Origin of the sequence: Roseateles asaccharophilus (assembly GCF_004362405.1) — a bacterium.
Taxonomy (GTDB): Bacteria; Pseudomonadota; Gammaproteobacteria; order Burkholderiales; family Burkholderiaceae_C; genus Kinneretia; species Kinneretia asaccharophila.
Window position 1 is genome coordinate 164749 of the sequence record NZ_SNXE01000002.1, and the last position, 23969, is coordinate 188717.

A 23969-nucleotide genomic window follows, 5' to 3' on the forward strand; every position below is an offset into this window, starting at 1 on the left:
CAGGGCCGAATCGCTGGCTTAGCGCGTGGCGCCCGCCGCCAGGGCGGCTTGGCGCTGGGCGCTGGCCTGCGCGGCATCGGGCAGCTCGCGCGTGGGCCAGCCCTGCAGATGGCGTTCGGCCAGATCGGCCAGCATGCGCATGCCGGCCGGGCTGTCGTTCAGGCAGGGGATGTAGCCGAACTCTTTGCCGCCTTCGTGCAGAAAGGCCTCGCGCGCCTCCTGGGCGATTTCCTCAAGCGTCTCCAGGCAATCGGCCGCAAAACCGGGGCAGATCAGGTCCACCTTCCTCAGGCCCGCCTTGGCGCGCGCGCGCAGGGTGGGTTCGGTATAGGGCTCCAGCCACTTGGCCTTGCCGAAGCGGCTCTGGAAGGTGACCAGCCACTGCTCGCGGCGCAGGCCCAGGGCCTCGGCCAGCAGGCGCCCGGTCTTCAGGCACTCGCAGTGATAGGGGTCACCGAGGTGCAGGGTGCGCTCTGGCATGCCGTGGAAGCTCATCACCAGCAGCTCAGGCTGGCCGTTGCGGGCCCAATGAGCGCGCACACTGTCGGCCAGAGCGGCGATATAGCCCGGGTCGTCGTGGTAACGGTTGATGAAGCGCAGCTCGGGCAGGTGCCGGGTCTTGAGGGCCCAGCGCGCCACCTCGTCCACCACGCTGGCCGTGGTGGCGCCGGAGTACTGCGGGTAGGCCGGCAGCACCAGCACACGGGTCACGCCCTCGGCGCGCAGGGCCTTGAGCTGCTCGGCAATGGCGGGCCGGCCGTAGCGCATGGCGTGGCGCACGATCAGATGGTGGCCGCGCTCGCCCAGATAGCCTTGCAGCAGCTTGGCCTGTTTGTCGGTCCAGACTTGCAAGGGTGATCCCTCGGGCAGCCAGACGCTGGCGTACTTGGCGGCCGACTTGGCGGGGCGCACGCGCAGGATGATGCCGTGCAGGATCAGCTGCCAGACCAGCTTGGGAATCTCCACCACGCGCGGGTCGCTCAGGAACTGGGCGAGATAGCGCCGCAGGGCGGGCGCCGTGGGGGCTTCGGGGGTACCTAAATTGCACAGCAGCACGGCGCTGCGGGCAGGGCTGCCGTGGGAGTAGGGCGCTTCGGCTTGGTAGGACATGGGCAGGAGAGAGGGAAGGGGCCGTTCAGCCGCGTCGGGTCAGACCACTGTCCACGCCGACCAGCGGTTCGGTATCTGCAAAGTGCAGGACTTCGAAGCGCACGGCGGGCGCCAGCGCATCGGTCGGCGGGCCGCCCAGGCCGATGACGCCGCTGCCGTGCAGGGTGCAGCTGCCGCGGCGCAGGCTCAGGATCTCGCCCGCGGCGCCGAAGCGAACGAAGGTCCCGTTGTAGCTGAGGTCGGTCAGGGAGAAGGTGCCGCCATGCCAGTCAATGCGCGCATGGGAGCGGGAGACACGGCCGTCGGTGATGCAGTAGGTGGCCTGCACGCTGCGTCCCAGCACGATGGGCATATGACCGACGTCGAAGACCCGGTCCAGATCCATCCAGATCAGCCGTATGCCATCGGGCTCGCTGGTCGCGTGGCGCACCTCCCCGAACTGCGTGGCGGCCACATCACCCTGGCTGGGCTTGTCCAGCACATGAACATGAACGGGCTCGGCCCGACCGCGCACCGCAATCAGGTCCAGGCTGCGAAAGCGCGCCTTGAGATTGCTGGGCAGACCAGCCAGGACCTCGGCGGTAATCAGGGTTTCGTTGTCGCCGGCATGGTCCAGCAGGCGGGCGGCCACATTGACGGCGTCGCCAAAGCAGTCGCCACCCATCTCGACCACCTCGCCGCGCGCCAGGGCGACCTGCATGCGCAGCGCACGCAGACCCGGCGAGGCGCCATGCTGCTTGCCGCGGGCTGCCACGCGCTCCAGCAGTTCGTGCATGCGGGTCGCGGACTTGATGCCGTCCCGTGGGCCCTCGAAGACGGCCATCAGGCCATCGCCCAAGGTCTTGACCAGCTTGCCTCCACATTCATCGACGGCCTTGCTGATCAAGCCTACCGTGTGGGTGACCACCGAGGTGGCTTCGGCGTTGCCCAGGGTTTCGAACAGTCCCGTGCTGCCGCGCAGATCGGCAAAGAGCACGGTGCGTTCGCGGATGTCTGTCATGAGCGCTTGCGGAGGCTGGAAATCGTGATGGAAGTCTCAGTGTAGCCCGGCCTTGTGTCAGCTGACGGCATGCCGGCGCAACGGCCCCACGGAACAGGCATGAAAAAGGCCGGCGCATGGCCGGCCTGTGTCGTTTGAGCGCCTGTGCTGCGCTTGCGGGTGCGGTTTAGAGGTTGTCCAAATACGTGCGCAGCTTGTCCGAGCGGCTCGGGTGCTTGAGCTTGCGGATGGCCTTGGCCTCGATCTGGCGGATGCGCTCGCGGGTGACGTCGAACTGCTTGCCGACTTCCTCCAGCGTGTGGTCCGTGCTCATCTCGATGCCGAAGCGCATGCGCAGCACCTTGGCCTCGCGCGGGGTCAGCGAGTCGAGGATGTCCTTCACCACATCGCGCAGGCCGGCCTGCATGGCGGCCTCGATCGGCGCGGTGTTGTTGGTGTCCTCGATGAAGTCGCCCAGGTGGCTGTCGTCGTCGTCACCGATCGGCGTTTCCATGGAGATCGGCTCCTTGGCGATCTTCATGATCTTGCGGATCTTGTCCTCGGGGATCTCCATCTTCTCGGCCAGGGTCGGCGCATCCGGCTCATAGCCGAACTCCTGCAGATGCTGGCGCGAGATGCGGTTCATCTTGTTGATCGTCTCGATCATATGAACCGGGATGCGGATGGTGCGGGCCTGATCCGCGATCGAGCGCGTGATGGCCTGACGGATCCACCAGGTGGCGTAGGTCGAGAACTTGTAGCCGCGGCGGTACTCGAACTTGTCCACCGCCTTCATCAGGCCGATATTGCCTTCCTGGATCAGGTCCAGGAACTGCAGGCCGCGGTTGGTGTATTTCTTCGCGATCGAGATCACCAGACGCAGATTGGCCTCGATCATCTCCTTCTTGGCGTCGCGCGAGGCCTTCTCGCCTTCGTTCATGCGCTTGTTGATCTCCTTGAGGTCATCAAGCGGCACGACGGCGCGGGCCTGGATGTCGATCAGCTTTTGCTGCAGCTCCTGCACGGCCGGCAGATTGCGGCCCAGCACGGCGCTGTAGTTCTTGCCGGCAGCCACTTCCTTCTCGGCCCACTGCAGGTTCAGCGCATTGGGCGGGAAGGTCTTGATGAAGTGCTCCTGCTGCATGCCGCACTTGTCCACCACGATCTTGCGCAGCTCGCGCTCATAGCGGCGCACATCGTCCACCTGCGAGCGCAGGATGTCGCACAGCTTCTCGATGGTCTTGACGGTGAAGCGGATCGTCATCAGCTCGGCGCTGATGGCGTGCTGCGCCTTGTCGTAGGCGGCCGAGCGATAGCCTTCCTTCTCAAAGGCCTTGCGCATCTTGTCGAAGTTGGTGGCCAGGGAGTCGAACTTGGCCAGGGCGGCGTTCTTCAGCTCTTCCAGCTTCTTGGTCAGGGCCTTGGAGCCGCCATTGCCGTCGTCGTCGTCCTCTTCGTCGAACTCGTCGAAGTCTTCTTCGGCCACATAGTCGTCGGCCTCGTCCTCGGCCACGAAGCCGTCCACGACCTCGGAGATCTGCGACTCGCCGGCGCGGATCTTCTCGGCCATCTCCAGGATGTGGGCGATGGTGGTGGGCGAGGCCGAGATGGCCAGCATCATGGCCTGCAGGCCACCTTCGATGCGCTTGGCAATCTCGATTTCGCCTTCACGGGTCAGCAGTTCCACCGTGCCCATCTCGCGCATATACATGCGCACCGGGTCCGTGGTGCGGCCGAACTCGGAGTCCACCGTGGACAGCGCGGCTTCGGCGGCTTCTTCGGCTTCCTCTTCGGTGGCGGTGCTGGTGGTGTTGCCCGAGATCAGCAGGGTGGCCGCGTCAGGCGCCTGCTCGTAGACCGCGATCCCCATGTCATTGAGCATGGAGATGATGGCCTCGAGGATTTCATCGCTGACCAGCTTTTCGGGCAGGTGGTCGTTGATTTCCTGATGCGTCAGGAAACCACGGGTCTTGCCCATCTTGATCAGGGTCTTGAGCTCCTGACGGCGCTTGGCGACTTCCTCTTCGGTCAGGGCGGTCTCGTCCAGGCCGAATTCACGCATCAGCGCGCGCTCCTTGGCGCGGCTGACCTTCATGCGCAGGGGCTTGGCCTTGGGCTTGTCTTCGCCCACTTCCTCGGTGCTGGTTTCGACCTCGGCCTCAACCTCGCCCTCCAGATCGGCTTCGAGGTCGGAAAAGTCTTCCTCTTCCTCTTCCACCTTGGCCTTGGCGGTCTTCTTGCTGGTGGTCTCGGCCTTGGGCTTGCGGCCGCGCTTGGGCTTGTCCTCGGTGCCGGCAGCGGCGGCGGCCTTGGGCGCCTTGGTGGCCTTGGCTGCCTTGGCGGCGGGCTTCTTGGTCTCTTCAGCCTCGGCGGGGGCAGCCTTCGCGGTCTTCTTGGCAGTCATGCAGGTCCTTGCGGTGGAGATTCGATCTGAGCTTGGCAATGCGGCAGCCACCCGGGGCCCCGTACATCGCATTCAAGCGAAGCGTGGCCCAGGTGGCTCGGTCCCGTCCGGCACCGCTTTCGCGGTGGATCGGACGTGGCGCGTGCCAAGCTGGCGTGAACGTTTGAGATTGCAGCTCTCGCGGAAAATTTGGCCTCAATACCCGCTATATGGGTGCCCAGTGTCGCTGGGTGGCCGGGACCGGAAGAACACTGCCGTCACTCTTGACGCGCGCGAAAACCCTTAATTATCGACATTTTGCAGGAAAAGGTCAAAAGTGTCGTGGCGGCGCTAGCTGCCCGTGGCTTCCAGCTCGCGGATGCGGGCCAGGATCTCCCTGAAGCGCTCCAAGTCCGGGCCTTGAGGGTTGCTGGCCGCCAGGGCCTGGGACTGGCTCTTGAGCTGGGCGATGCGCAGACCCCGCACCACATGTTGCAGTTCTTCCAGCAGGGCCTCCTCGGGGCCGTGCGCGCTGCTGACGAGGGGGCGGGCGCTGTCCAGCAGGCCTTCTTCGGCCAGGGCGGCTTCCAGCACCGACCAGGGGCTGGGGCCGTGGTTGACGAGGTGGCGCTCCAGCCACGCGATGAGCTCGCCATGGGGCGGCGGCAGCTCATGCAGCAGTTGATGGTCCTGGTCGGAGAGCCGCTCCCACCAGGCGCTGTTGAGCAGCAGCATGCGCAGGGCATGGTCGGCCGGGCTCAGGGGCTGGCGGCGCGGCAGGCCCAGGGTTTCGTCCTCGGGCTCGCCGCGGCGCTTCCAGCCGCCCTTGCCGCCCGCGCCACCCTTCCATTCCCCTTTGGGTTTCCACTCGCCCTTGGGCTTCCAGGGCTTGCGCGCGGCGGGCTCGGTGGCGGGCGCGCCCTCGCCGACGGCCGCGGCGTAGTCCTCCTCGTAGGCGGGGATGTCGCCGTGCGGGATGTCGTAGTCCGGCGGGCCATCGAAGCCGCCATCACCGGCGGGGGCGGCGGCGCGGCGGGCGCCACCCGCGCGGGCGGCGGGGGCGGCGGCGCTGCCGGTCTGCCACAAATCCATCAGCTCCTGGTCCGGCAACTGGGCGCGGCGCGCCAGCTCGCCCAGCAACTGGCGCTTGAGCAGGCCCGCGGGCAGGGCGTTCCACAGCGGCTTGGCATTGGCCAGAAAACGGGCACGGCCCTCGGCACTGCTCAGATCACAGCCCTCCGACGAGACCTCCACCAACTGCCGCGAGAGCGGCACGGCCTGCTCCACGCAGCGCTCGAAGGCCTCGGCGCCCAGCTCGCGCACATAGGAGTCGGGATCGTGCTCTGCCGGCAGGAAGAGGAACTTGATGCTGCGCGTGTCGCTGGCGTGGGGCAGGGCGGCTTCCAGGGCCCGGCCGGCGGCGCGGCGGCCGGCGGCGTCGCCGTCGAAGCTGAAGACCACCGACTCGGTGAAGCGAAAGAGCTTTTGCACATGCTCGGCCGTGCAGGCCGTGCCCAGGGTGGCCACGGCATTGCCGAAGCCATGCTGGGCCAGGGCCACCACGTCCATATAGCCCTCGACCACCAGGGCGTAGCCGCGCTGGCGCAGGCCGGTACGGCCCTCGTAGAGGCCGTAGAGCTCGCGGCCCTTGTGGAAGACCGGGGTCTCGGGCGAGTTCAGGTATTTGGGCTCGCCCTTGTCCAGCACCCGGCCGCCGAAGCCGATCACCTCGCCCTGCACATTGCGGATGGGGAACATCACCCGGTCGCGGAAGCGGTCGTAGCGTTTTTGCTCGGCGCCGTCCTCGCCCTGGGTGATGACCAGGCCCGATTCGGCCAGCAGGGGATCGTCATAGCTGGGGAAGGCGCTGGCCAGGCCGCGCCAACCCTCGGGCGCATAACCCAGGGCGAAGCGCGCGGCGATCTGGCCGGTCAGACCGCGGCGTTTGAGGTAGTCGATGGCCCGCGGGCTCTTCTTGAGCTGCTGGCGGTAATGCTCGCTGGCACGGGCCAGGGTCTCGGTGAGCGTGGCCTCGCGCGCCTTCTGGGCCTTGGCGCGTTCGCGCTCGGCGGGGGAACGCTCGTCCTGCGGCACCTGCATGCCCACCTGCTGGGCCAGATCCTCCACGGCCTCGATGAAGCCGGCGCCGGTGTGCTCCATCAGGAAGCCGATGGCATTGCCATGCACGCCACAGCCGAAGCAGTGGTAGGTCTGGCGCGTGGGGCTGACGATGAAGCTGGGCGTCTTCTCGCCGTGGAAGGGGCACAGGCCCTTGTGGTTGATGCCGGCTTTCTTGAGCTCGACATGGCGACCGACCACGTCGACGATGTCGACGCGGGCCAGCAGGTCTTGGATAAAGCCAGGAGGGATCACCGGCCGCAGTCTAGTGGATGGCGAGGCCCGTCTCGGCTTCCTGCCGCCCAGCCAGCACGGGATGGGCCTGGAAGCGGGCGACCCAGTCGGCCAGCTCGGCCGCAGGCATGGCGGGTGCGATGCCATTGCCCTGGCCCAACTCACAGCCCAGCGCCATCAGGGCGCGGGCGTGGGCGGCGCTTTCCACGCCTTCGGCCACCACGCTGCAATCAAAGGTCCTGGCCAGGCTGATCACGCCCTTGACCAAGGCGTGGTCCTGTTCGTCGATCAGCATGTTCTGGATAAAGGATCGGTCGATCTTGAGTGCGTCCACCGGCAGTCGCTTGAGGTAGGTCAGGGTGGAGTAGCCGGTGCCGAAATCGTCCAGCGCGAAACTCACGCCCAGGGCGCGGCAACGGCGTATCAGCACCTGGGTGGCCTCGATATCGGCCAGTGCGGCCGATTCCAGCACTTCCAGCATCAGATGCCGGGCCAGGGGTACGCCAGGATGGCGGGCGAGCAACTCTTGCAGGCGCTGGGTGAAGTCGTCCGCCTGCAGATGCCGGGCGGCCACATTGACGCTGACCCGCAGTGCCAGGCCTTGACTCAGCCACAAGCTGGATTGCTTGAGTGCCTGCTCGATCACCCAGTCACCCACCCTCACGCCCAGGCCGGTGCGCTCCAGCACCGGCAGGAAGTGGGCCGGGCCGAGCAGACCCTTTTCCGGGTGCTGCCAGCGCAGCAAGGCCTCAACGCCCAACACAAGCCCCCTTCGCATGTCTACCTTGGGCTGGTAGTACAGGCAGAGCTCGCCGGCGTCCAGGGCTTCCTGCATACGGCCCAGTGCCAGGGCCTGGGCGTCGCTGCGAGCATGTTTCTCGGTGTCGAAAAGCTGGTAGGCATTGCGGCCCGAGCGCTTGACGCGGTAGAGCGCGTGGGCGGCGTGGCGCAGCAGGGTCTCGGCGTCCGACTGGTCGCGCGGATGCAGGGTGGCGCCCAGGCTGGCCGTGATGTCCATAGGCTCCGGCAACTCGGCGAGCGGGAAGGGGGCGCGCAAGACGTTCAGCAGGCGCTGCAGGGCCAACTCGGCCTCCGCGGCGTCTTTGCAGCGCAGCAGCAGGCCGAACTCGTCGCCACCCAGATGGGCCAGCTCATCGGCCCATTCTCGGCCGCTGCGCAGCGCACCGTCCAGACGCCGCCCGACCTGCAGCAGCAGGCGGTCTCCCAGTAGGCGCCCGTACTGCTCATTGATCTGTCGGAATCGATCCAGGTCCAGCCAGACCACGCACAGCGCAAAGCCTTCCCGGCGGCTGGCGTCCAGTGCCAGCGCAAGGCGGCGCCGGAACTCGGCCAGATTGGGCAGGCCGGTCAGGGCATCGCGGCTCTGCTGCGCGTCCAGCAAGCGCTGCTGCTGAACCTGCAGCGTCTGGTCTTGCAGGGTCAGCACCTGGTAGCGCGGCGGCCCCTCGGGCTCGGGGATGCCCGCCAGGCTGAGTGCCAGGCTGATCTGCTCGCCGTCCTCGCGCTGCAGGCTGATATGCCCTTGCCAGCTCTGGCCCTGAGCCAAGCCCTCGCGGATCTGGAGCGGGTCGTGCCCCGCGCGGCGCAGAACCCCCGGTTGCAGCGGCTGTGCCATGGCGCCCAGCAAGGCTTCGCGATCCGCTCGCATCAGGCTGCAGTAGGCGGGGTTGGCATCGAGCACGTTCTGCTCCATATCGAGCACGGCCAGACCTTGCCCCACATGTTCGAACAGGGTGATGCTCATGCGCTCCCGTTCTTGGGCCACCCGCCGCCAGCTGATGTCCTTGAGCAGGGCCAGCAGATGGCGGGGGCGACCGGCGGAGCCCCGTCGCCACAGACGCAGCTTCAGCGAGAACCAGCGCCATTCCTGGGTGCCCGGGGCTTGCAGCCGCAGGGATTCATGCCAGTCCTCGACACCTGCCCGACCGGGCTGCCCGCTCAGGAGGTGGTCCAGGGCCGGCCGCAAGCGCGCGCGGTCCAGCGGATGGGCCAGCCGCTCAAGCCAGTCCTGGGGCGACTCGAAGGGCTCTGGCGCTCCGCACAGACTTCGCCACAGCGGCGTGGCCTGAACCTGGCCCCACCGCAGGTCCCAGCGTGCGGCGCCCAGCTCGGCCAGCTCCAGCTCGTCCGGCCAGCGGACGCCGCGGCCCAGCAGACGGCGCAGCCCCCAGCGCAGGCGCGTCAGCCTGTGTGGGGGGGCGTAGTGGGCGCGTGCTGAGGAGAAGAAGGACATGGGGCGGGTTCAAGAGCGCGCATTATTGGCGGCGGCCGCCGCCAGCGCGCGCTGTGACCGGCCCGGGTCCCGCAGATGAGCGGCTCCCAAACCCGCGCAGACATTTGTCGGGGGGCAAATCAGGCAAGGTGTTTGAGCATAAAAAAACCGCCGCGGGCCGGGCCCGGGCGGTTTTTGCGAACTCACAGGCCACCGGGATTGGGTGGCTTGGCGGGCTCAGACGTGGAAATCTTCCAGTTTGGCGCCGTTGGCAATGGCGGCCTTCAGCCACTTGGGCTGCAGGCCGCGACCGCTCCAGGTTTCACCGGTGGCCTGGTTGCGATACTTGGCTGCCACCTTGGAGGTCTTGCCGGCCTTGGCGGGCCGGCTGCTCAGATCGGCGGCAGTCAGGCCATATTCCGACATCAGGCTCTTGACCTTGGCAATGGCGTCCGCGTGTTCGCGTTCCTTGGTTTGAGCGATTTGCTCGTCCAGAGCTGCCCGTTGGGCCAAAAGGTCTTTGAGAGTTGCTGCCATCTTTGCAATTCCTCACTGGTTCAGGTTCATGCCTGGTCGCTGGCAAGCAATTATGACAGCGACCTCGAAAACTCCCTGGCGAGGATTATGCGCATGGCCGGGGCGATGACGCAATATATCAAACGATGTGCTGCTCACGCTCCCTTGCCATATTGATGCGAGTCCGCCACAAAAGCGGGCTCGCAGCACGGGGAGGGATTACTTGAATCCGACCCGATCGAGCAACTGCTGCACCTTGGGCAGATTGGCGCCCACGGCGGAAACCGGGATGGTTTCGCTCTTGAAGCTGCCCATGGATTCCAGGGCTGGATTGGGGGCCCGCACACCCGCCACCACCGGCCATTCGTTATTGCCGTTGGCAAAATAGATTTGCGCCTCGGGCGAGCTCAGGTACTCCAGAAACTTGATCGCGTTGTCGCGGTTCTTCGCGTGCTTGGCCACAGCGCCGCCAGCGATATTCATATGCGTGCCCCAGCTCTGCTGGTTGGGGAACACCACGCCCAGGCGCTCGATCACGGCCCGGTCTTCCGGCTTTTCCGAGCGCATCATGCGCGCCAGGTAGTAGCTGTTGGTGACGGCGATCTGGCATTCGCCGCTGGCCGCGGCCCTGATCTGGTCGGTGTCGCCACCCTTGGGGGCGCGTGCCATATTGGCCACGACACCCTTGAGCCAGGCTTCGGTGCGTTCAGCGCCCAGATGCTCGTACATGGCGCCAAACAGCGAGAGGTTGTAGGGATGGGAGCCGCTGCGCAGGCAGACCTTGCCCTTGTTCTTGGGGTCGGCCAGCTCTTCGTAGGTGTCCACGTCCTCCTTCTTCACGCTCAGCTTGTTGTAGACCACGACGCGCGCGCGGGTCGAGAAGCCGAACCACTCGGAGCCCTTGCCCTCATCGCTGGCGCGCAGATGGGCGGGGATGCGCTGTTCCAGCAGGGCGGATTTCACCGGTGCGAACAGCCCGTCGCGCTCTGCCTGCCAGAGGCGGGCGGCATCCACCAGCAGCACCACGTCGGCCGGGCTGGAGGCACCCTCGCTCTTGAGGCGGGCGATCAGGCCGGCATCATCGGTGTCCACGCGATTGATGCGGATGCCGGTGGCCTTGGTGAAATTGCTGTAGAGCGCTTCATCGGTCTGGTAGTGGCGGGCCGAGTACAGGTTGAGCACCTGTTCCTGGGCCTGGACGCCGTGGCCCAGGCCGGCCAGCAGGCCCAGTGCGCACAGGGATTTGACGAGACGGGAAATTCGCATAGGGTCTCCAAAGCCATCAATCAATGAGGTGGCTTAAGTGTAGAGCAAACAAGAACGATTCCTGTTCGCGGCTGTGATTCGACCCTGGCAATTGGCTGTGTTTTTGACGGGCAGCAAAAAGGGCGGGGACCTGAGGCCTGATTGGCCGGTCCCCGCCCCGTGGGCGAGCGGTGTGCGCTGTTGTCTGGGTGTTCAGGCGCTGGGCGGCACGTAGCCCGCCGGTTGCTCCGCACCGTCGCCAAAGAAAAACTGCTCCATCTGGCGAGCCAGATATTGCCGGGCGCGCAGGTCGGCCAGATTCAGACGGTTTTCATTGACCAGCATGGTCTGGTGCTTGAGCCACAGGGCCCAGGCTTCCTTGCTGACATTGTCGAAAATGCGTTTGCCCAGATCGCCGGGGTAGACGGGAAAGTCCAGGCCTTCGCCTTCCTTCTTGAGATAAGCGCATTGCACGGTGCGTGCCATATCAACCTCTGTATGTTGGGGGGTGGGGAGTGTGGCGAGCGCCGCAATCGGCCTTGTGTCGTTCGCCGCGATGTTCAATCAGCTCAGTTTCTTCACCAGCACCTGGGAGCGCCGGTCCCAGTTGTATTTGCGCTTGCGCTCCTCCGGCAGCCATTCCGGCTCGACCGGGCGGAAGCCGCGTTTGATGAACCAGTGCATGGTGCGGGTGGTGAGCACGAAGATGGTGCTCAGCCCCATGGATTTGGCGCGTTGCTCGATGCGCTTGAGGATACGGTCGCCGTCGCCCTGGCCTTGCACCTCGGCCGAGACGGTGAGGGCGGCCATTTCGGCGGTGCGGGCCTCGGTATAGGGATAGAGCGCGGCGCAGCCGAAAATCACGCCGTCGTGCTCGATCACGGTATAGGCCTCGATATCGCGTTCGATTTCGTTGCGGTCGCGCTTGACCAGGGTGCCGTCGCGCTCGAAGGGCTCGATCAGGGCCACGATGCCGCCCACATCGTCGGGCGTGGCCTCGCGCAGGCTCTCCAGCTTCTCGTCCACCACCATGGTGCCGATGCCGTCGTGGGTGTAGACCTCTTGCAGCAGGGCGCCGTCCACCGCCAGGGGCAGGATGTGGGAGCGCTCCACGCCGGCCAGGCAGGCCTTGACGCAGTGCTGCAGGTAAAAGGCCACATCGGTGGGCTGGGTGGGCTTGGGCAGGCCGGCCAGCAGGCGCTGGGCGTCGGCCAGGGCCAGCTCGGTGTCGATGGGGCTCTCCGGGTCCTCGGGCTTCTCGCGCACGCCAGGCACCTCGGTCATGAAGAGCAGCTTGTCCGCCTGCAGCGCGATGGCCGCGCTGGTGGCCACCTCTTCCATGGTCAGATTGAAGGCCTCGCCGGTGGGCGAGAAGCCGAAGGGCGAGAGCAGCACGATGGCGCCGGAGTCGATGGCGCGCTGGATGGCGCCCGCGTCCACCTTGCGTACCAGGCCGCTGTGCTGGTAGTCCACCCCGTCCACGATGCCCACCGGGCGCGCGGTCAGGAAATTGCCCGAGACCACGCGCACCGTGGCGTTCGCCATGGGGGTGTTGGGCAGACCCTGGGAGAAGGCGGCCTCGATCTCGAAGCGCAGCTGGCCGGCGGCCTCCTGGGCGCAGTCCAGGGCCACGGCATCGGTGATGCGCACGCCCTGGTGAAAGCGCGGCTGCTGGCCCTTGGCCATCAGCTGCTCGTTCACCTGGGGACGGAAGCCGTGGACCAGCACGATCTTGATGCCCATGGCGTGCAGGATGGCCAGATCCTGCACAAAGGCATTGAGCTTGCCCGCGGCCACCAGCTCACCCGGCATGCCCACCACAAAGGTCTCGCCGCGGTAGGCATGGATGTAAGGCGCCACCGAGCGAAACCAGGGCACAAAGGTGTGGGGAAAGACAAGACTCATCGCGGTGCTGGAGCGGGGCGGGGCAGGGATTGAAGGTCAGGGCGGGATTGTGCCGCAGTGCTCGCGGATAATCCCGCCCCAGTGAATTCCAAGCCTGCCTCTCCTCCCGCGGCTGCGGCCGGGTCATCGGCCCGCGCCCCTCGCCCCCCCCGATCCGACGCTGCCACCGGCCCCCGCGCGCCGCGGCCACCGCGGACCGAGCGCGCGCCGGTGCCCGCCAATCCGGTGCCGCCCATCAGCTTTCCCGAGGGCCTGCCCGTTTCGGGCCGGCGCGAGGAGATTGAGCGCGCACTGGCCGAGCACCAGGTCGTCATCGTCTGTGGCGAAACCGGCTCGGGCAAGACCACCCAGCTGCCCAAGATCGCGCTGGCCATGGGGCGTGGCCGCGCGAATTATCCCAATGGGGGTGGCGGTCTGATCGGTCACACCCAGCCGCGGCGCATCGCGGCCTCCAGCGTGGCCAAGCGCATTGCCGAGGAGCTGAACACCCCGCTGGGCGAGGTGGTGGGCTACAAGGTGCGCTTCCAGGACCGGCTGCAGCCCGGGGCCAGCGTCAAGCTGATGACGGACGGCATCCTGCTGGCCGAGACCCAGACCGATCCGCTGCTCAAGGCCTATGACACCCTGATCATCGACGAGGCCCACGAGCGCTCGCTGAACATCGACTTCCTGCTGGGCTATCTGCGCGAGCTGCTGCCGCGCCGGCCGGATCTCAAGGTGGTCGTGACCTCGGCGACCATCGACGCCGACCGCTTCGCCCAGCATTTCGCCTCCGCCAAGGGACCAGCGCCGGTGCTGATGGTCTCGGGCCGCACCTTCCCGGTGGAGCAGCGCTACCGCCCCTTCGAGGAGTCGCGCGAGTACGACCTCAACGACGCCATCTGCGATGCGGTGGACGAGCTCTGGCGCGAGGGCTCGGGCGATGTGCTGGTGTTCCTGCCCGGCGAGCGCGAGATCCGCGAGGCGGCCGAGGCGCTGCGCAAGCACCATCCGCCCGGCGTCGAGGTGCTGCCGCTGTTTGCGCGGCTCTCGGAAGCCGAGCAGAACCGCATCTTCCAGCCGCATGGGGCGCCGCGCATCGTGCTGGCCACCAATGTGGCCGAAACCTCGCTGACCGTGCCCGGCATCCGCTACGTGATCGACCCGGGCCTGGCGCGGGTCAAGCGCTACAGCTACCGCAACAAGGTGGAGCAGCTGCAGGTTGAGCCCATCAGCCAGGCGGCGGCCAACCAGCGCGCCGGTCGCTGCGGCCGGGTGTCCAATGGCATCTGCATCCGGCTCTACGACGAGAAGGATTTCCACGAGCGCCCGCGCTTCACCGACCCGGAGATCCTGCGTTCATCGCTCGCCGGCGTGATCCTGCGCATGAAGGCCCTGCACCTGGGTCAGGTCGAGGCCTTCCCCTTCATCGAGCCGCCGCCGCGCAAGGCGATTGCCGACGGCTACCAGCTGCTGCAGGAGCTCGGCGCGGTGGACGAGATGAACGAGCTGACGCCCCTGGGCAAGGAGCTTTCCAGGCTGCCCCTGGACCCGCGCGTCGGCCGCATGATCCTGGAGGCGCGCACGCGTGACGCGCTCTCCGAGGTGCTGATCATCGCCAGCGCGCTCTCCGGCCAGGACGTGCGCGACCGGCCCATGGAGCAGCAACAGGCCGCCGACGAGAAGCACAAAAAGTTCGACGACGAGAAGTCGGAGTTCATGGGCTATCTCAAGCTGTGGAAATGGCTGGGCGAATCGCGTGGCGGGGAAGGGGAGCACAAACTCTCCAGCCGCAAGCACGAGCAGCTGCTGCGCGAGAACTTCATCAGCCCGCGCCGCGTGCGCGAGTGGCGCGACATCTACTCCCAGCTGCACACCGTGGTGGCCGAACATGGCTGGCGCCTCAACGGCGCGCCGGCCACCTATGAGCAGGTGCATCTGTCCATGCTGTCGGGCCTTCTGGGCAATATCGGCTTCAAGAGCGAGGACGAGGACTGGTACCTGGGTGCGCGCGGCATCAAGTTCTACCGCCACCCGGGCGCCCATCTGAGCAAGAAGCCGGGCCGCTGGATCGTGGCGGCGGAGCTGGTGGACACGACCCGCCTCTTCGGCCGCGGCATCGCCAATATCGAGCCGCAATGGCTGCCGGGCATCGCCGGGCATCTGCTCAAGATCCAGCGGGCCGAGCCGCACTGGGAGAAGAAGGCGGCCGAGGTGATCGCGCTGGAGCGCGCCACGCTCTACGGCATCGTGGTCTACAGCAACCGCCGTGTGAACTTCGGCAAGGTGGATCCGGTGGCGGCGCGCGAGATCTTCATCCGCGAGGCCCTGGTCAATGGCGAGTGGGACACGCGCCTGCCCTTCCTGGCCCACAACCGCAAGCAGATTGCCAAGGTCGAGGAGCTGGAGCACAAGTCGCGCCGCCAGGACGTGCTGGTGGACGATGAGCTGATCTACGCCTTCTACGACAGCCAGCTGCCGGCCGAGGTCTGCTCCGGCCACACGCTGGAGAAGTGGTACCGCGAGGCCAGCCGGGGCAACCCCAAGCTGCTGCACATCAGCCGCGAGGAACTGATGCGGCACGAGGCTGCTGGCGTCACCAGCAATGCCTTCCCCAAGACCATCCGCCTGGGCGGCGTGGACTGCAGGGCCGACTATCTGCACGAGCCCGGCGACGCGCGCGACGGCCTGACGGTCACCGTGCCCATCTATGCGCTGAACCAGGTCAGCGAGGAGCGCTGCGAATGGCTGGTGCCCGGCATGCTGGCGGCCAAGGTGCTGGCCCTGGTCAAGAGCCTGCACCAGAAGCCACGCGCGCGCCTGGTGCCGCTGCCGGACTATGTGGCCGAGTTCTGCGAGCTGACGCCCTTTGCCCAGGGCGGCCTGGTCGAGGCGCTGCTGAAGTCGGTCAAGGAGTGCACCCAGCTGGCCATCCAGAAGAATGACTTCAAGCTGGAGCAGCTGCCCGCCCATCTGTTCATGAACTACCGGGTGGTGGACGAGCATGGCCGCCAGCTGGGGCTCTCCCGCAACCTGGCGGCCCTGAAGGCCGAGCTGGGTGGCCAGGCGCGCTCGGCCTTCCAGGCCCTGGCGGCGCTGAAGCTGCCGGCGGCCGCCAGCCCGGCACCAGCAAGCCCGGCGGCGGCCCTGCCGGCCGGCCGTGGCGGCAAGGCCGCGCCGGCGCCGACACCGGCTCCCGCGGCCCATGACAGCGCCAGCCGCTACACCGCCTGGACCTTTGGCACCCTGCCGGAGCTGATGGAGGTGAGCAAGGGCGCCAAGACCCTGATCGGCTTCCCCGCCCTGATCGACCGCGGCACGCATGTGGAGATCGAGGTCTTCGACGAGCCCGAGGTGGCCGCGGCCAAGCACCGCCTGGGCCTGCGCCGCCTGGTGGCGCTGCAGCTCAAGGAGCCGCTGAAGTACCTGGAGAAAAACATCCCGGACCTGCAGGCCATGTCGGTGGCCTATATGAGCCTGGGCACGGCCGAGGAGCTGCGCGAGCAGATCATCGGCGTGGCGGTGGACCGGGCCTTCCTGGCCGAACCGCTACCCACCCATGAGTTCGAGTTCAAGACCCGGCTGGAGGAGGGGCGCGCGCGCCTGAACCTGATCGCCCAGGAGGTGGCCCGCCTGACGTATCAGATCCTGCTGGACTTCCAGACCGCCAGCCGCAAGCTCAAGGACAGCCGGGCGCCCAAGGAGGTGGCCGAGGACATCACGGCCCAGCTGCAGCGCCTTTGCCCCAAGCAGTTTGTCACCCAGACGCCCTGGAGCCAGGCCCAGCACCTGCCGCGCTACCTCAAGGCCATCACCGCGCGGCTGGACAAGTGGCGCATCGATGCCGCGCGCGATGCCAAGCTGCTGGCCGAGCTGCGCCCGCTGGAGCAGCGCTATCTGCGCCGACTGGCCGAGCTCAAGGGCACGCGCGACGCGCGCCTGGAAGACTTCCGCTGGCAGCTGGAGGAGCTGCGGGTCAGCCTCTTCGCCCAGGAGCTGCGCACGCCGCAGCCGGTCAGTGTCAAGCGCCTGGAGAAGGTCTGGGCCCAGTTCAACCATTGAGTGTTCCCCGGTTTGCGCTGGTATTCGGAGTTTGTTCCCGGTATCGACAGGCGCACAATCCGGTTGAAATTGCCAACGTGCCCCAGGTCCAACTCTTCTAGTGCGTCCCGTGTCGAACGCCGATTCCAATGCCGGTTCCAGCGCGCCCGCGCCCTTGCGCCGCTTCGGGCGCTTCGAGTTGCGCGCCCTCCTGAGCAAGAGCAGCCGCAGCATGCTGTGGCTGGTGCTGGATCCGCGCAGCAGTCAGGAGCTGATGCTGTGCATGCCGCGCCAGGCGCCCAACAGTCCGGCGGCGCTGGCGCATTGGCTCAAGATGGCCGATACGGCCGCGCGCGTCCAGCACCCCAATCTCGCCCATGTGGTCGAAGTGGGGCAGGTGGAGCACTGGCCCTTTCTGGCCTATGACCGGGCCCTGGGCGAGACCCTGGATGAACGTCTGTCCCGGCAAGGGCTGCCCCAGCCTGTGGAGGCTGCGCAGTGGTTGTGCCAAGCGCTGGAGGGCCTGGCCTTTGCCCATGAGGCCGGCCACGCGCATCGCGATGTGCAGTCGGGCAGCTGGGTCGTGGACGCCGCCGGCCATGTGCGTCTTCTGGGGCTGGAAGTCGCCCAGGATGTGTTTCCCGCCAATACCGACTTCAACACCCTGACGCGCCGAGCCCTGCGCGAGGCGGCCGAGGAGGATGTGCTGCGGACGGGTCTGGTCTTGCATCGGGTGCTCACGGGCCGTGCCGTGCTGGATGAGGCCGATCTCAATCTGGTGCTCCAGCGCATGCAACCGCAGGGCTCCGAGTTGGTGCGGCTGTCCTTCGAGACACCGCAGCCCATTGCGGAACCCTTGCGCGCCATCGCCAATCGCGCGGTAGACCGCCAGGCCCGCCAGCGCTACCACAGCGCGCGCAGCTTCTTACGGGCGCTCGAGGGCTGGCGTGGCAGCGTCAGCGAGCAAGGCGGCATGGTGGCCCAGCTGATGGACCGGCTGCAGCGCGTGGGCCATCTGCCCATCGCCTCGCTGCGCCTGCAGCGCATCGCCCAGTCCTCGGCCATGGAGTCCACGCACGCCAGCGAGCTCTCCACCCTGGTGCTGCAGGACATGGCCCTGAGCCTGGAGATGCTGCGCCGGGTGAACAACGCGCTCAAGTCGCACGGCCAGTCCGTCAGCGGCGGCGCCATTCTGAATATGCAGCGGGCCATCGCCATGCTGGGCCTCAACGGCGTGCAGCAGGCGGCCCGCGGGCTCAAGCCCTGGCCGGGCCCGCTCAACGAGGCCCATGCGGCGCGCCTGCAAAGCCTGATGCGGCGTGTGCAGCGCGCCGGCCAGGTGGCTCAGGTGCTGCGCCCGGCCGGCTACGACGCCGAGGTGGTCTACCTGATCACGGTGATGCAGAACCTGGGGCGTTTGCTGCTGCAGTACCACTTTCCCGAGGATGCCCTGCAGATCCGGCAGCTGATGCAGGCCCCCGAGCCCACGGCCGAGCAGCCCAATCCCAGCGGCATGAGCGAGCAGTCCGCGGCCTTTGCTGTGCTGGGCTGCGATCTGGAGACGCTCGGCACGGCCGTGGCCCGCTACTGGAGTCTGGGCGATGAGCTGCTGCACATGATGCGGCGCTACCCGCCGGACGCACCGGTGCGTGCCGGCGCGCATCCGGGCGATGTCGAGCTGTTGCGACTGACCTGCAGCCTGGCCAATGAGCTGATCGAGGCGCTGGATCTTCCGGAACACAAGCGCCAGATCGGCGTGGAGCTGGCCACGCGCCGCTACGCGCGGATTCTGGGGCTGGGCCTGCGCGATGTGCTGCTGGCCTTGAACCCGGAGACGTCGGCCGAGGACTCGGTCCAGGCTCAGCCCGCCGAAACCACCGCTGCCACCGTGACGCCTGCTGTCACGTCGGGGGCTCCGCAGCCCTCGGCCTTGCGCAACCGCTTGCGTGGACGTACCGACGGCAGCGAGCCGCCCTTGCCCCCACCGGCCTCGGCGGCGCTTGCCGCGGCGCCCGTGTCCCCGGGAGAGGGGAGCGGCTCGACCAGCCCCATGCCGCCGGTGGCTTCACCGGGTTTGTGAGCGCCTGAAACCGCTCGCATACGGCCGACGCCATGTCCTCTACCCCGCCCGTCGCGCCCACGCTACCGCCAGCGCTGGGCCGCTTTCGCTTGCTGCGAGAGTTGGGCAAGGGCGCGCAGGCGACGGTCTGGCTGGCGCATGACCCGCATCTGGACCGCGAGGTGGCGCTCAAGGTCCTGAACCTGGGGGGGCGCAAGGACGAGCTTGAGGACGGTCTGCACGAGGCGCGTGCCGTCAGCCGGCTGCAGCATCCCAATATCGTCCAGGTCTTCGAGGCCGATGTGCAGGTGGGTCAGGCCTATCTGGTGTTTGAGTACGTGCCGGGGCCGACCTTGGCGCAGCGCTTGCGCTCCGGGTCGCGCTTGGGTGTGCGTGAGTCGGTGGAGCTGATGCTGGGCGTCCTGGACGGCCTGGCGGCCGCCCATGCCGCGGGCGTGGTGCATCGAGATCTCAAGCCCTCCAATATCCTGTTGGATGCACGCGCTCGCCCGCGGGTGATGGATTTCGGGATCGCGGCCCGCGCAGACCGGCCCGGCAGCGGCGCCCAGGGGATTGTGGGCACGCCGGGCTACATCTCGCCCGAGGCTGCCCGTGGTGAGGCGCCCAGCGCTTCCATGGACATCTTCGCGGCCGCCGTGGTGCTGGCAGAGATGCTGGCGGGACAGCGCTTGGTGCAGGAGACCGAGCCCTGGCGAGCGGTCCGTCTGGCGATCGAGCAGGACCTGCACTTGCCCTCCGGACTCGAGGCCGCCGTGGACGACAAGCTGCGTGCCATCGTCCAACGCGGGCTGGCGCGTGACCCGGCGCAGCGCTGGAGCAGCGCGCGGGACATGCACGACGCCTTGCAGGATTGGCTGCACCCGGCCGCCGCCACCACCGTGGAGTCGGGGGCCGCTGCCACCCTGGAGTTCCTGCTTCGGCGCATGCGGCACAAGAGCGACTTTCCCGCCATGTCCGATGCGGTGCAGCGCATACAACGCCTCACCCATTCCGAGAACGAGAACCTCCACAGCCTGGCCAACGAGATCCTCAAGGATGTGGCGCTGACGCACAAGCTGCTGCGTCTGGTCAATAGCGCGCAGTTCAGCCACGCGGGGGGCGGCAGCATTTCCACGGTGTCGCGTGCGGCGGCCCTGATTGGCTTCTCCGGCATACGTAATCTGGCGCTGTCCCTCATCCTGCTGGAGCGCATGGAAAACAAGACCCATGCCCAGCAGCTGCGTGAGGAGTTTCTGCGGGCCTTGATGGCGGGCGCCCTGGCGCGCGAGCTGTGCGTCCTGCCGCAGGAGAAGGAGGAAGTGTTTCTGATGGCCTTGCTGCAGGGCTTGGGTCGGCTCTTGTGCGAGTTCTACTTCCCGGAAGAAGCACAGCAGATTCGCCAGCTGCAGGGTGGCACTCCGCCCATCACGGAAGTCCAAGCCGCCATGCAGGTCCTGGGGCTGAGCTACGAGCAGCTGGGGCAGGGCGTGGCGCGGCAATGGGGCTTGCCGGACAAGCTGCTGCGCGGCATGGATCGGCCTTCAGGGGAGCCGCCCATGCGTCTGCTGGAGAGCCCGATCGAGCGTCAGCGCTGGCTGGTCCGCGCCGCCAACGATGTGTCGGACCTGATCCTGAGGACGGAACCCGAGCAGGCGCACGCCAGGCTCAAGGCCCTGGCGCAGCGATACTCGCGGGCCTTGGGCAGCCCGGCCGAGTCCTTTGAGCTGGCGGCCGACGAGGCGCGTCAGCGTCTGGCTCAGCTGGCCCAGGCCATGAACATCCGACCGGCCCAGCGCTCGGCGGCGCAGCGTTTGCTGGCGCCGATCAGGCCGACCTTGGACGACAGTCTCTCGCCGCATGAGCTGCATGCCACCATGACCCTGGTGCAGGGTTCCGCCGCAGAGCGCGCGTCCGAGGCGGCCTCCGACATCCTGGCGGCCGGCATTCAGGACATCACGAATGCCATGGTGGAGAACTTCCGTCTCAACGAAGTGCTGCGCATGATTCTGGAGACCATCTATCGCAGCCTCGGCTTCAGGCGGGTGGTCTTTTGTCTGCGTGACCCGCGCAATGACACCCTGACCGGTCGCTTCGGTCTGGGTGAAGGCGTGGAGACGGTGGCGCCGCTGTTTCGCGTGCCCCTGCGCCCGGGTCCGGATCAGGCCAACGATCTCTTTGCGGCGGTGTGCCAGAAGGGGGTGGACACGCTGATCACGGATGCCTCGGTGCCCAAGATTGCCCAGCGTCTGCCGGCTTGGTTCCTGGGCGCGCCCAAGGCGGCCAGCTTTCTGATCCTGCCCATGAGCATGAAGGGTGCGCCCTTCGCCATGATCTATGCGGACAAGGCCGAGACGGGCGGCATCGCGCTGGGCGACAAGGAGTTGTCGCTGCTGCGCACCTTGCGCAACCAGGCGGTGATGGCATTCAAGCAGGCTGCCTGAGCGGCAGCTGGCGCTTGGAGGTGGCGGCGGGCGCTGTCGGCCCGGGCTGGCGTGGGCTCAGAAAGGGCCGCGACGCTCGAGGTGACGGAAGGTGATGCGACCCTTGGAGAGGTCGTAGGCCGAAAGTTCCAGGGTCACGGCATCGCCCGCCAGGATGCGGATGTGGTGCTTGCGCATCTTGCCGCCGGTGTAGGCGATGACCTCATGGCCATTCTCGAGCTTGACGCGAAAGCGGGAATCGGGAAGCACCTCGTTGACGGTGCCGCGCATTTCGATGAGCTCTTCCTTGGCCATGTATGTCCTTGTTGTGCGCTGTCGGCGCAGGCCGAGCAGGGCGGTTTGTCTAGGTTAGCGGAGAGAAACACCGCGGGGTGCGATGCATGCTCCCCGCGATGAGGTCAGTCCCTGAGGGACTTAGACGGCGCGGATGTTCGCGGCTTGCAGGCCCTTGGGGCCCTGCTTGACCTCGAACTCCACCTGGGCGCCTTCGGCCAGGGTGCGGAAGCCGCCGTTGTTGCGGATTTCGCTGTGGTGAGCGAACAGGTCCTTGGAGCCGTCGCTCGGGGTGATGAAGCCGAAGCCCTTGCCGTCGTCAAACCACTTCACGATGCCGGTTTGCAGGTTCATGGTGTTTCCTTGATGAGATGAAAATGAAACGAGAACACTCCGGGCGCCACCATGGCGAGCCGGAGACAGAAACACTCAAGAGCAATCAGCAGGGGTGAAGCTGTAGCGAGCCGCTCGCTTTGAGAGTCTGCATGATGCGGACCGGCGGGGCTGCAGATAAGACCGTTGGAGAAGGGCCTTGCGCGAATCTATGCGCCGAAGTTTAGCATGCCGCCACGGCGATCGCCGAGCGTGCGTAGGGGCTTGCTCAGGTATTGGGGTTGACGAGCCTTACCCCCGGCACTGGTCACAACGGTTAGGGCTGCTTGGTTCCCCACCTGACCCGGTTGGCCGCGCTTCCATGCGAGGAGGCCCGTCAAGCGCCATTGTATGCGATGCCCGACGGCCCTCGGGCGAACTGCGCGCCTGTCGCTTCCCGAACTCTCAGCCCAGCAGACCCAGCCAGGGGTCTCGGATGAAGGACAGGGACACGATATAGCCCAGCAGCAGCAGGGTGAGGAAGTACAAGGGCAGGCTGAAGTCTTCATCCTGCATGGCGAAGTGCGCGCAGGCGCCATAGCCCGTGACGGCCAGCAGCTTGGCCATGAGCCAGCCATCGCGCAAGGGATTGAAGCTGAGCAGGCCCCAGAGACTGAGCCCGCTGACCACCAGCAGCATGTTCACGCCAAAGGCGATGACACCGCCACGGCTGTCCACTGCCCAGCGACCGCCCAGGTGGTAGATCAGTCCGCGGCCGGCGAACAGCAGGATGCTGCACCAGCCCAGTATGCGGTGCATCTCCAGCATCTGCGTGTAGAACCAGTCCACGTGGCGCCTATCCTTGAGGGTTCTGGCGCGGCCTTGGTGGCCGCGCTCGCAGTCGGTCGCCGTATCAGCGCAGTTGCAGATCGTCGTCGCTGAAGCGGATGTTCAGCGGTTCGATCAGCAGCTGCTTGGGGCCCTCTTCAAGGCTGCCCGCGACCCAGGCCTCGATGCCGCAGGCCTTGGCCACTTCCACCGTGCGTTCGGCATCTGCAGCCGGCACGAAGAGCGCAAAGCCCGCGCCCATGTTCAGCGTCGAATAGGCCTCGCGGTCGTCCTGCTTGGCCTGTTCCTGGATGAACTTGAGCACCGGGGTGACCGGGGGCACGGTGTGGATGCGGTAGGTGAACTGGCCCGGGTGGCGCAGCAGCTTGCGCCAGCCGTGACCGGTGATGTTGGCGCAGTAGTGCGGCTGGATACCGGCCTTGAACAGGGCCTCGGTCACCGGCGAGTAGAGCACGGTGGGTGCCAGCAGGGCCTCGCCATAGCTCAGGCCAGGCGCGATCTCGGTCAGGTAACCCTGGGGCAGGCGCTCGACCAGCTTGCGGGCCAGGGACAGGCCGTTGGCATGGATGCCGCTGGAGGCCAGCAGCACGATGGCATCGCCCGCACCCAGCTTGTCACCCACCGACAGGCGGGTCTTGGGATTGATCAGGCCGGTGCAGGAGGCGGCCAGGTCGATGCGGCCTTCTTCCACGATGCCGGCCAGGGCCGGCGTCTCGCCGCCGCCCCAGGCCACCTGGCAGGTGTCGCAGGCCTTTTTCCAGCCCTCGACCAGGGCCTGGGCGCGCAGCTTGTCGCCAAACCAGTCGGAACCACCCGCAGCCCAGTAGGCCTGCACGACCAGGGGTGTGGCGCCGACCGTGATCAGGTCATTGATCGCCATGGCGATGGTGTCCTGGGCGATGCCGGCATAGAAGCTCTTGCCGGTGAGCTTGCTCATCTCATCGGCCACCAGGGTCTTGGTGCCCAGGCACTCCACGATGGAGGCCAGATAGAAGGGGCCCACATCCACCACATAGGCCGACTCGCCGCGCGAGGCCGGAACTTCGGCAAAGCCGTGGCCGCCCAGATGGGCGCCGGTGGCGGCAGCGGCGCGCTGCGCGGCAATCTTCAGCGGGTCGATCAGGTCGTAGTTGACACCGGCTTGCTCGTAGCTGAGGGTGTCGGGCGAGGAGGGGGCGTGGGTGCTCATGGGGCGATTATCGGCCATGCGCGAGGGGCGAGTTGCGCCCGTATGCGCCGCCGCCGCCGCTGCAGCGGCGCCAGAATGCGATGTTCCCGGCCCGGCCAGCGTG

16 protein-coding genes and 1 other RNA gene are annotated in these 23969 nt (G+C 67.1%); 3 read left to right on the forward strand and 14 right to left on the reverse strand.

Annotation, left to right across the window (positions count from 1 at the left end):
- Positions 1 to 18: 18 nt before the first annotated feature.
- The 9 genes from hemH to argA form a co-directional block, all read right to left on the reverse strand.
- Positions 19 to 1110, reverse strand: a complete 1092-nt coding sequence (gene hemH, locus DFR39_RS05535; RefSeq protein WP_133602556.1) for a ferrochelatase — start codon at positions 1108 to 1110, stop codon at positions 19 to 21.
- A 25-nt stretch (positions 1111 to 1135) separates the two neighbouring features.
- On the reverse strand, positions 1136 to 2110 hold the full coding sequence (locus tag DFR39_RS05540) for an adenylate/guanylate cyclase domain-containing protein (RefSeq protein ID WP_133602557.1): 975 nt from the start codon (positions 2108 to 2110) through the stop codon (positions 1136 to 1138).
- Positions 2111 to 2276: 166 nt separating this feature from the next.
- The gene (gene rpoD, locus DFR39_RS05545; protein ID WP_133602558.1) at positions 2277 to 4493 is read right to left on the reverse strand and encodes an RNA polymerase sigma factor RpoD; all 2217 of its coding nucleotides are present in this window, start codon (positions 4491 to 4493) and stop codon (positions 2277 to 2279) included.
- Between the two features lie 330 nt (positions 4494 to 4823).
- Positions 4824 to 6845, reverse strand: coding sequence for a DNA primase (gene dnaG / locus DFR39_RS05550; RefSeq protein WP_246030704.1), 2022 nt, complete (start codon positions 6843 to 6845; stop codon positions 4824 to 4826).
- Positions 6846 to 6855: 10 nt separating this feature from the next.
- A complete protein-coding gene (locus DFR39_RS05555; protein WP_133602560.1) occupies positions 6856 to 9078 on the reverse strand; it encodes a putative bifunctional diguanylate cyclase/phosphodiesterase in 2223 nt (740 codons plus the stop codon).
- Positions 9079 to 9294: 216 nt separating this feature from the next.
- Positions 9295 to 9594, reverse strand: coding sequence for an H-NS histone family protein (locus DFR39_RS05560; protein ID WP_133602561.1), 300 nt, complete (start codon positions 9592 to 9594; stop codon positions 9295 to 9297).
- A 198-nt stretch (positions 9595 to 9792) separates the two neighbouring features.
- Positions 9793 to 10839: a Fe(3+) ABC transporter substrate-binding protein gene (locus DFR39_RS05565; RefSeq protein ID WP_211343810.1), complete on the reverse strand. Its 1047-nt coding sequence runs from the start codon at positions 10837 to 10839 to the stop codon at positions 9793 to 9795.
- Positions 10840 to 11031: 192 nt separating this feature from the next.
- A complete protein-coding gene (locus tag DFR39_RS05570; RefSeq protein ID WP_133602562.1) occupies positions 11032 to 11304 on the reverse strand; it encodes an oxidative damage protection protein in 273 nt (90 codons plus the stop codon).
- Positions 11305 to 11382: 78 nt separating this feature from the next.
- Positions 11383 to 12723: an amino-acid N-acetyltransferase gene (gene argA / locus DFR39_RS05575; RefSeq protein WP_133602563.1), complete on the reverse strand. Its 1341-nt coding sequence runs from the start codon at positions 12721 to 12723 to the stop codon at positions 11383 to 11385.
- 57 nt (positions 12724 to 12780) lie between these two features.
- Between argA and hrpA the strand changes: the two genes are divergently transcribed.
- The 3 genes from hrpA to DFR39_RS05590 all read left to right on the forward strand — a co-directional run bounded on the left by hrpA (position 12781) and on the right by DFR39_RS05590 (position 21243).
- On the forward strand, positions 12781 to 16764 hold the full coding sequence (hrpA, locus tag DFR39_RS05580) for an ATP-dependent RNA helicase HrpA (RefSeq protein WP_162849431.1): 3984 nt from the start codon (positions 12781 to 12783) through the stop codon (positions 16762 to 16764).
- 109 nt (positions 16765 to 16873) lie between these two features.
- Complete coding sequence (locus tag DFR39_RS05585; protein WP_133602565.1) at positions 16874 to 18823, forward strand: serine/threonine protein kinase; 1950 nt, start codon at positions 16874 to 16876, stop codon at positions 18821 to 18823.
- A 32-nt stretch (positions 18824 to 18855) separates the two neighbouring features.
- Positions 18856 to 21243, forward strand: coding sequence for a serine/threonine protein kinase (locus tag DFR39_RS05590; protein ID WP_133602566.1), 2388 nt, complete (start codon positions 18856 to 18858; stop codon positions 21241 to 21243).
- 57 nt (positions 21244 to 21300) lie between these two features.
- Here the strand turns inward: DFR39_RS05590 and infA are convergent, their stop codons facing one another.
- From infA to DFR39_RS05615, 5 genes are all read right to left on the reverse strand, one after another.
- Positions 21301 to 21537 (reverse strand): translation initiation factor IF-1, encoded by a 237-nt coding sequence (gene infA, locus DFR39_RS05595; RefSeq protein ID WP_133602567.1) that lies wholly within the window; start codon positions 21535 to 21537, stop codon positions 21301 to 21303.
- Between the two features lie 120 nt (positions 21538 to 21657).
- The gene (locus tag DFR39_RS05600) at positions 21658 to 21864 is read right to left on the reverse strand and encodes a cold-shock protein (protein ID WP_211343824.1); all 207 of its coding nucleotides are present in this window, start codon (positions 21862 to 21864) and stop codon (positions 21658 to 21660) included.
- A gap of 265 nt (positions 21865 to 22129) precedes the next feature.
- Positions 22130 to 22227, reverse strand: an RNA gene (gene ffs / locus DFR39_RS05605) — signal recognition particle sRNA small type.
- Between the two features lie 66 nt (positions 22228 to 22293).
- Positions 22294 to 22677 carry a SirB2 family protein gene (locus DFR39_RS05610; RefSeq protein ID WP_133602569.1) on the reverse strand — a complete coding sequence of 128 codons (384 nt, stop codon included), beginning with the start codon at positions 22675 to 22677 and terminating at the stop codon, positions 22294 to 22296.
- Positions 22678 to 22741: 64 nt separating this feature from the next.
- Positions 22742 to 23866 carry an AIR synthase-related protein gene (locus tag DFR39_RS05615; RefSeq protein WP_133602570.1) on the reverse strand — a complete coding sequence of 375 codons (1125 nt, stop codon included), beginning with the start codon at positions 23864 to 23866 and terminating at the stop codon, positions 22742 to 22744.
- Between the last annotated feature and the right edge of the window lie 103 nt (positions 23867 to 23969).

Bases quoted from the DNA above. Each gene is read 5' to 3' on its own strand.
- hemH (WP_133602556.1), bottom strand. From the start codon at position 1,110: ATGTCCTACCAAGCCGAAGCGCCCTACTCCCACGGCAGCCCTGCCCGC.
- DFR39_RS05540 (WP_133602557.1), bottom strand. From the start codon at position 2,110: ATGACAGACATCCGCGAACGCACCGTGCTCTTTGCCGATCTGCGCGGC.
- rpoD (WP_133602558.1), bottom strand. From the start codon at position 4,493: ATGACTGCCAAGAAGACCGCGAAGGCTGCCCCCGCCGAGGCTGAAGAG.
- DFR39_RS05555 (WP_133602560.1), bottom strand. From the start codon at position 9,078: ATGTCCTTCTTCTCCTCAGCACGCGCCCACTACGCCCCCCCACACAGG.
- DFR39_RS05560 (WP_133602561.1), bottom strand. From the start codon at position 9,594: ATGGCAGCAACTCTCAAAGACCTTTTGGCCCAACGGGCAGCTCTGGAC.
- DFR39_RS05565 (WP_211343810.1), bottom strand. From the start codon at position 10,839: ATGCGAATTTCCCGTCTCGTCAAATCCCTGTGCGCACTGGGCCTGCTG.
- DFR39_RS05570 (WP_133602562.1), bottom strand. From the start codon at position 11,304: ATGGCACGCACCGTGCAATGCGCTTATCTCAAGAAGGAAGGCGAAGGC.
- argA (WP_133602563.1), bottom strand. From the start codon at position 12,723: ATGAGTCTTGTCTTTCCCCACACCTTTGTGCCCTGGTTTCGCTCGGTG.
- DFR39_RS05590 (WP_133602566.1), top strand. From the start codon at position 18,856: ATGTCCTCTACCCCGCCCGTCGCGCCCACGCTACCGCCAGCGCTGGGC.
- infA (WP_133602567.1), bottom strand. From the start codon at position 21,537: ATGGCCAAGGAAGAGCTCATCGAAATGCGCGGCACCGTCAACGAGGTG.
- DFR39_RS05615 (WP_133602570.1), bottom strand. From the start codon at position 23,866: ATGAGCACCCACGCCCCCTCCTCGCCCGACACCCTCAGCTACGAGCAA.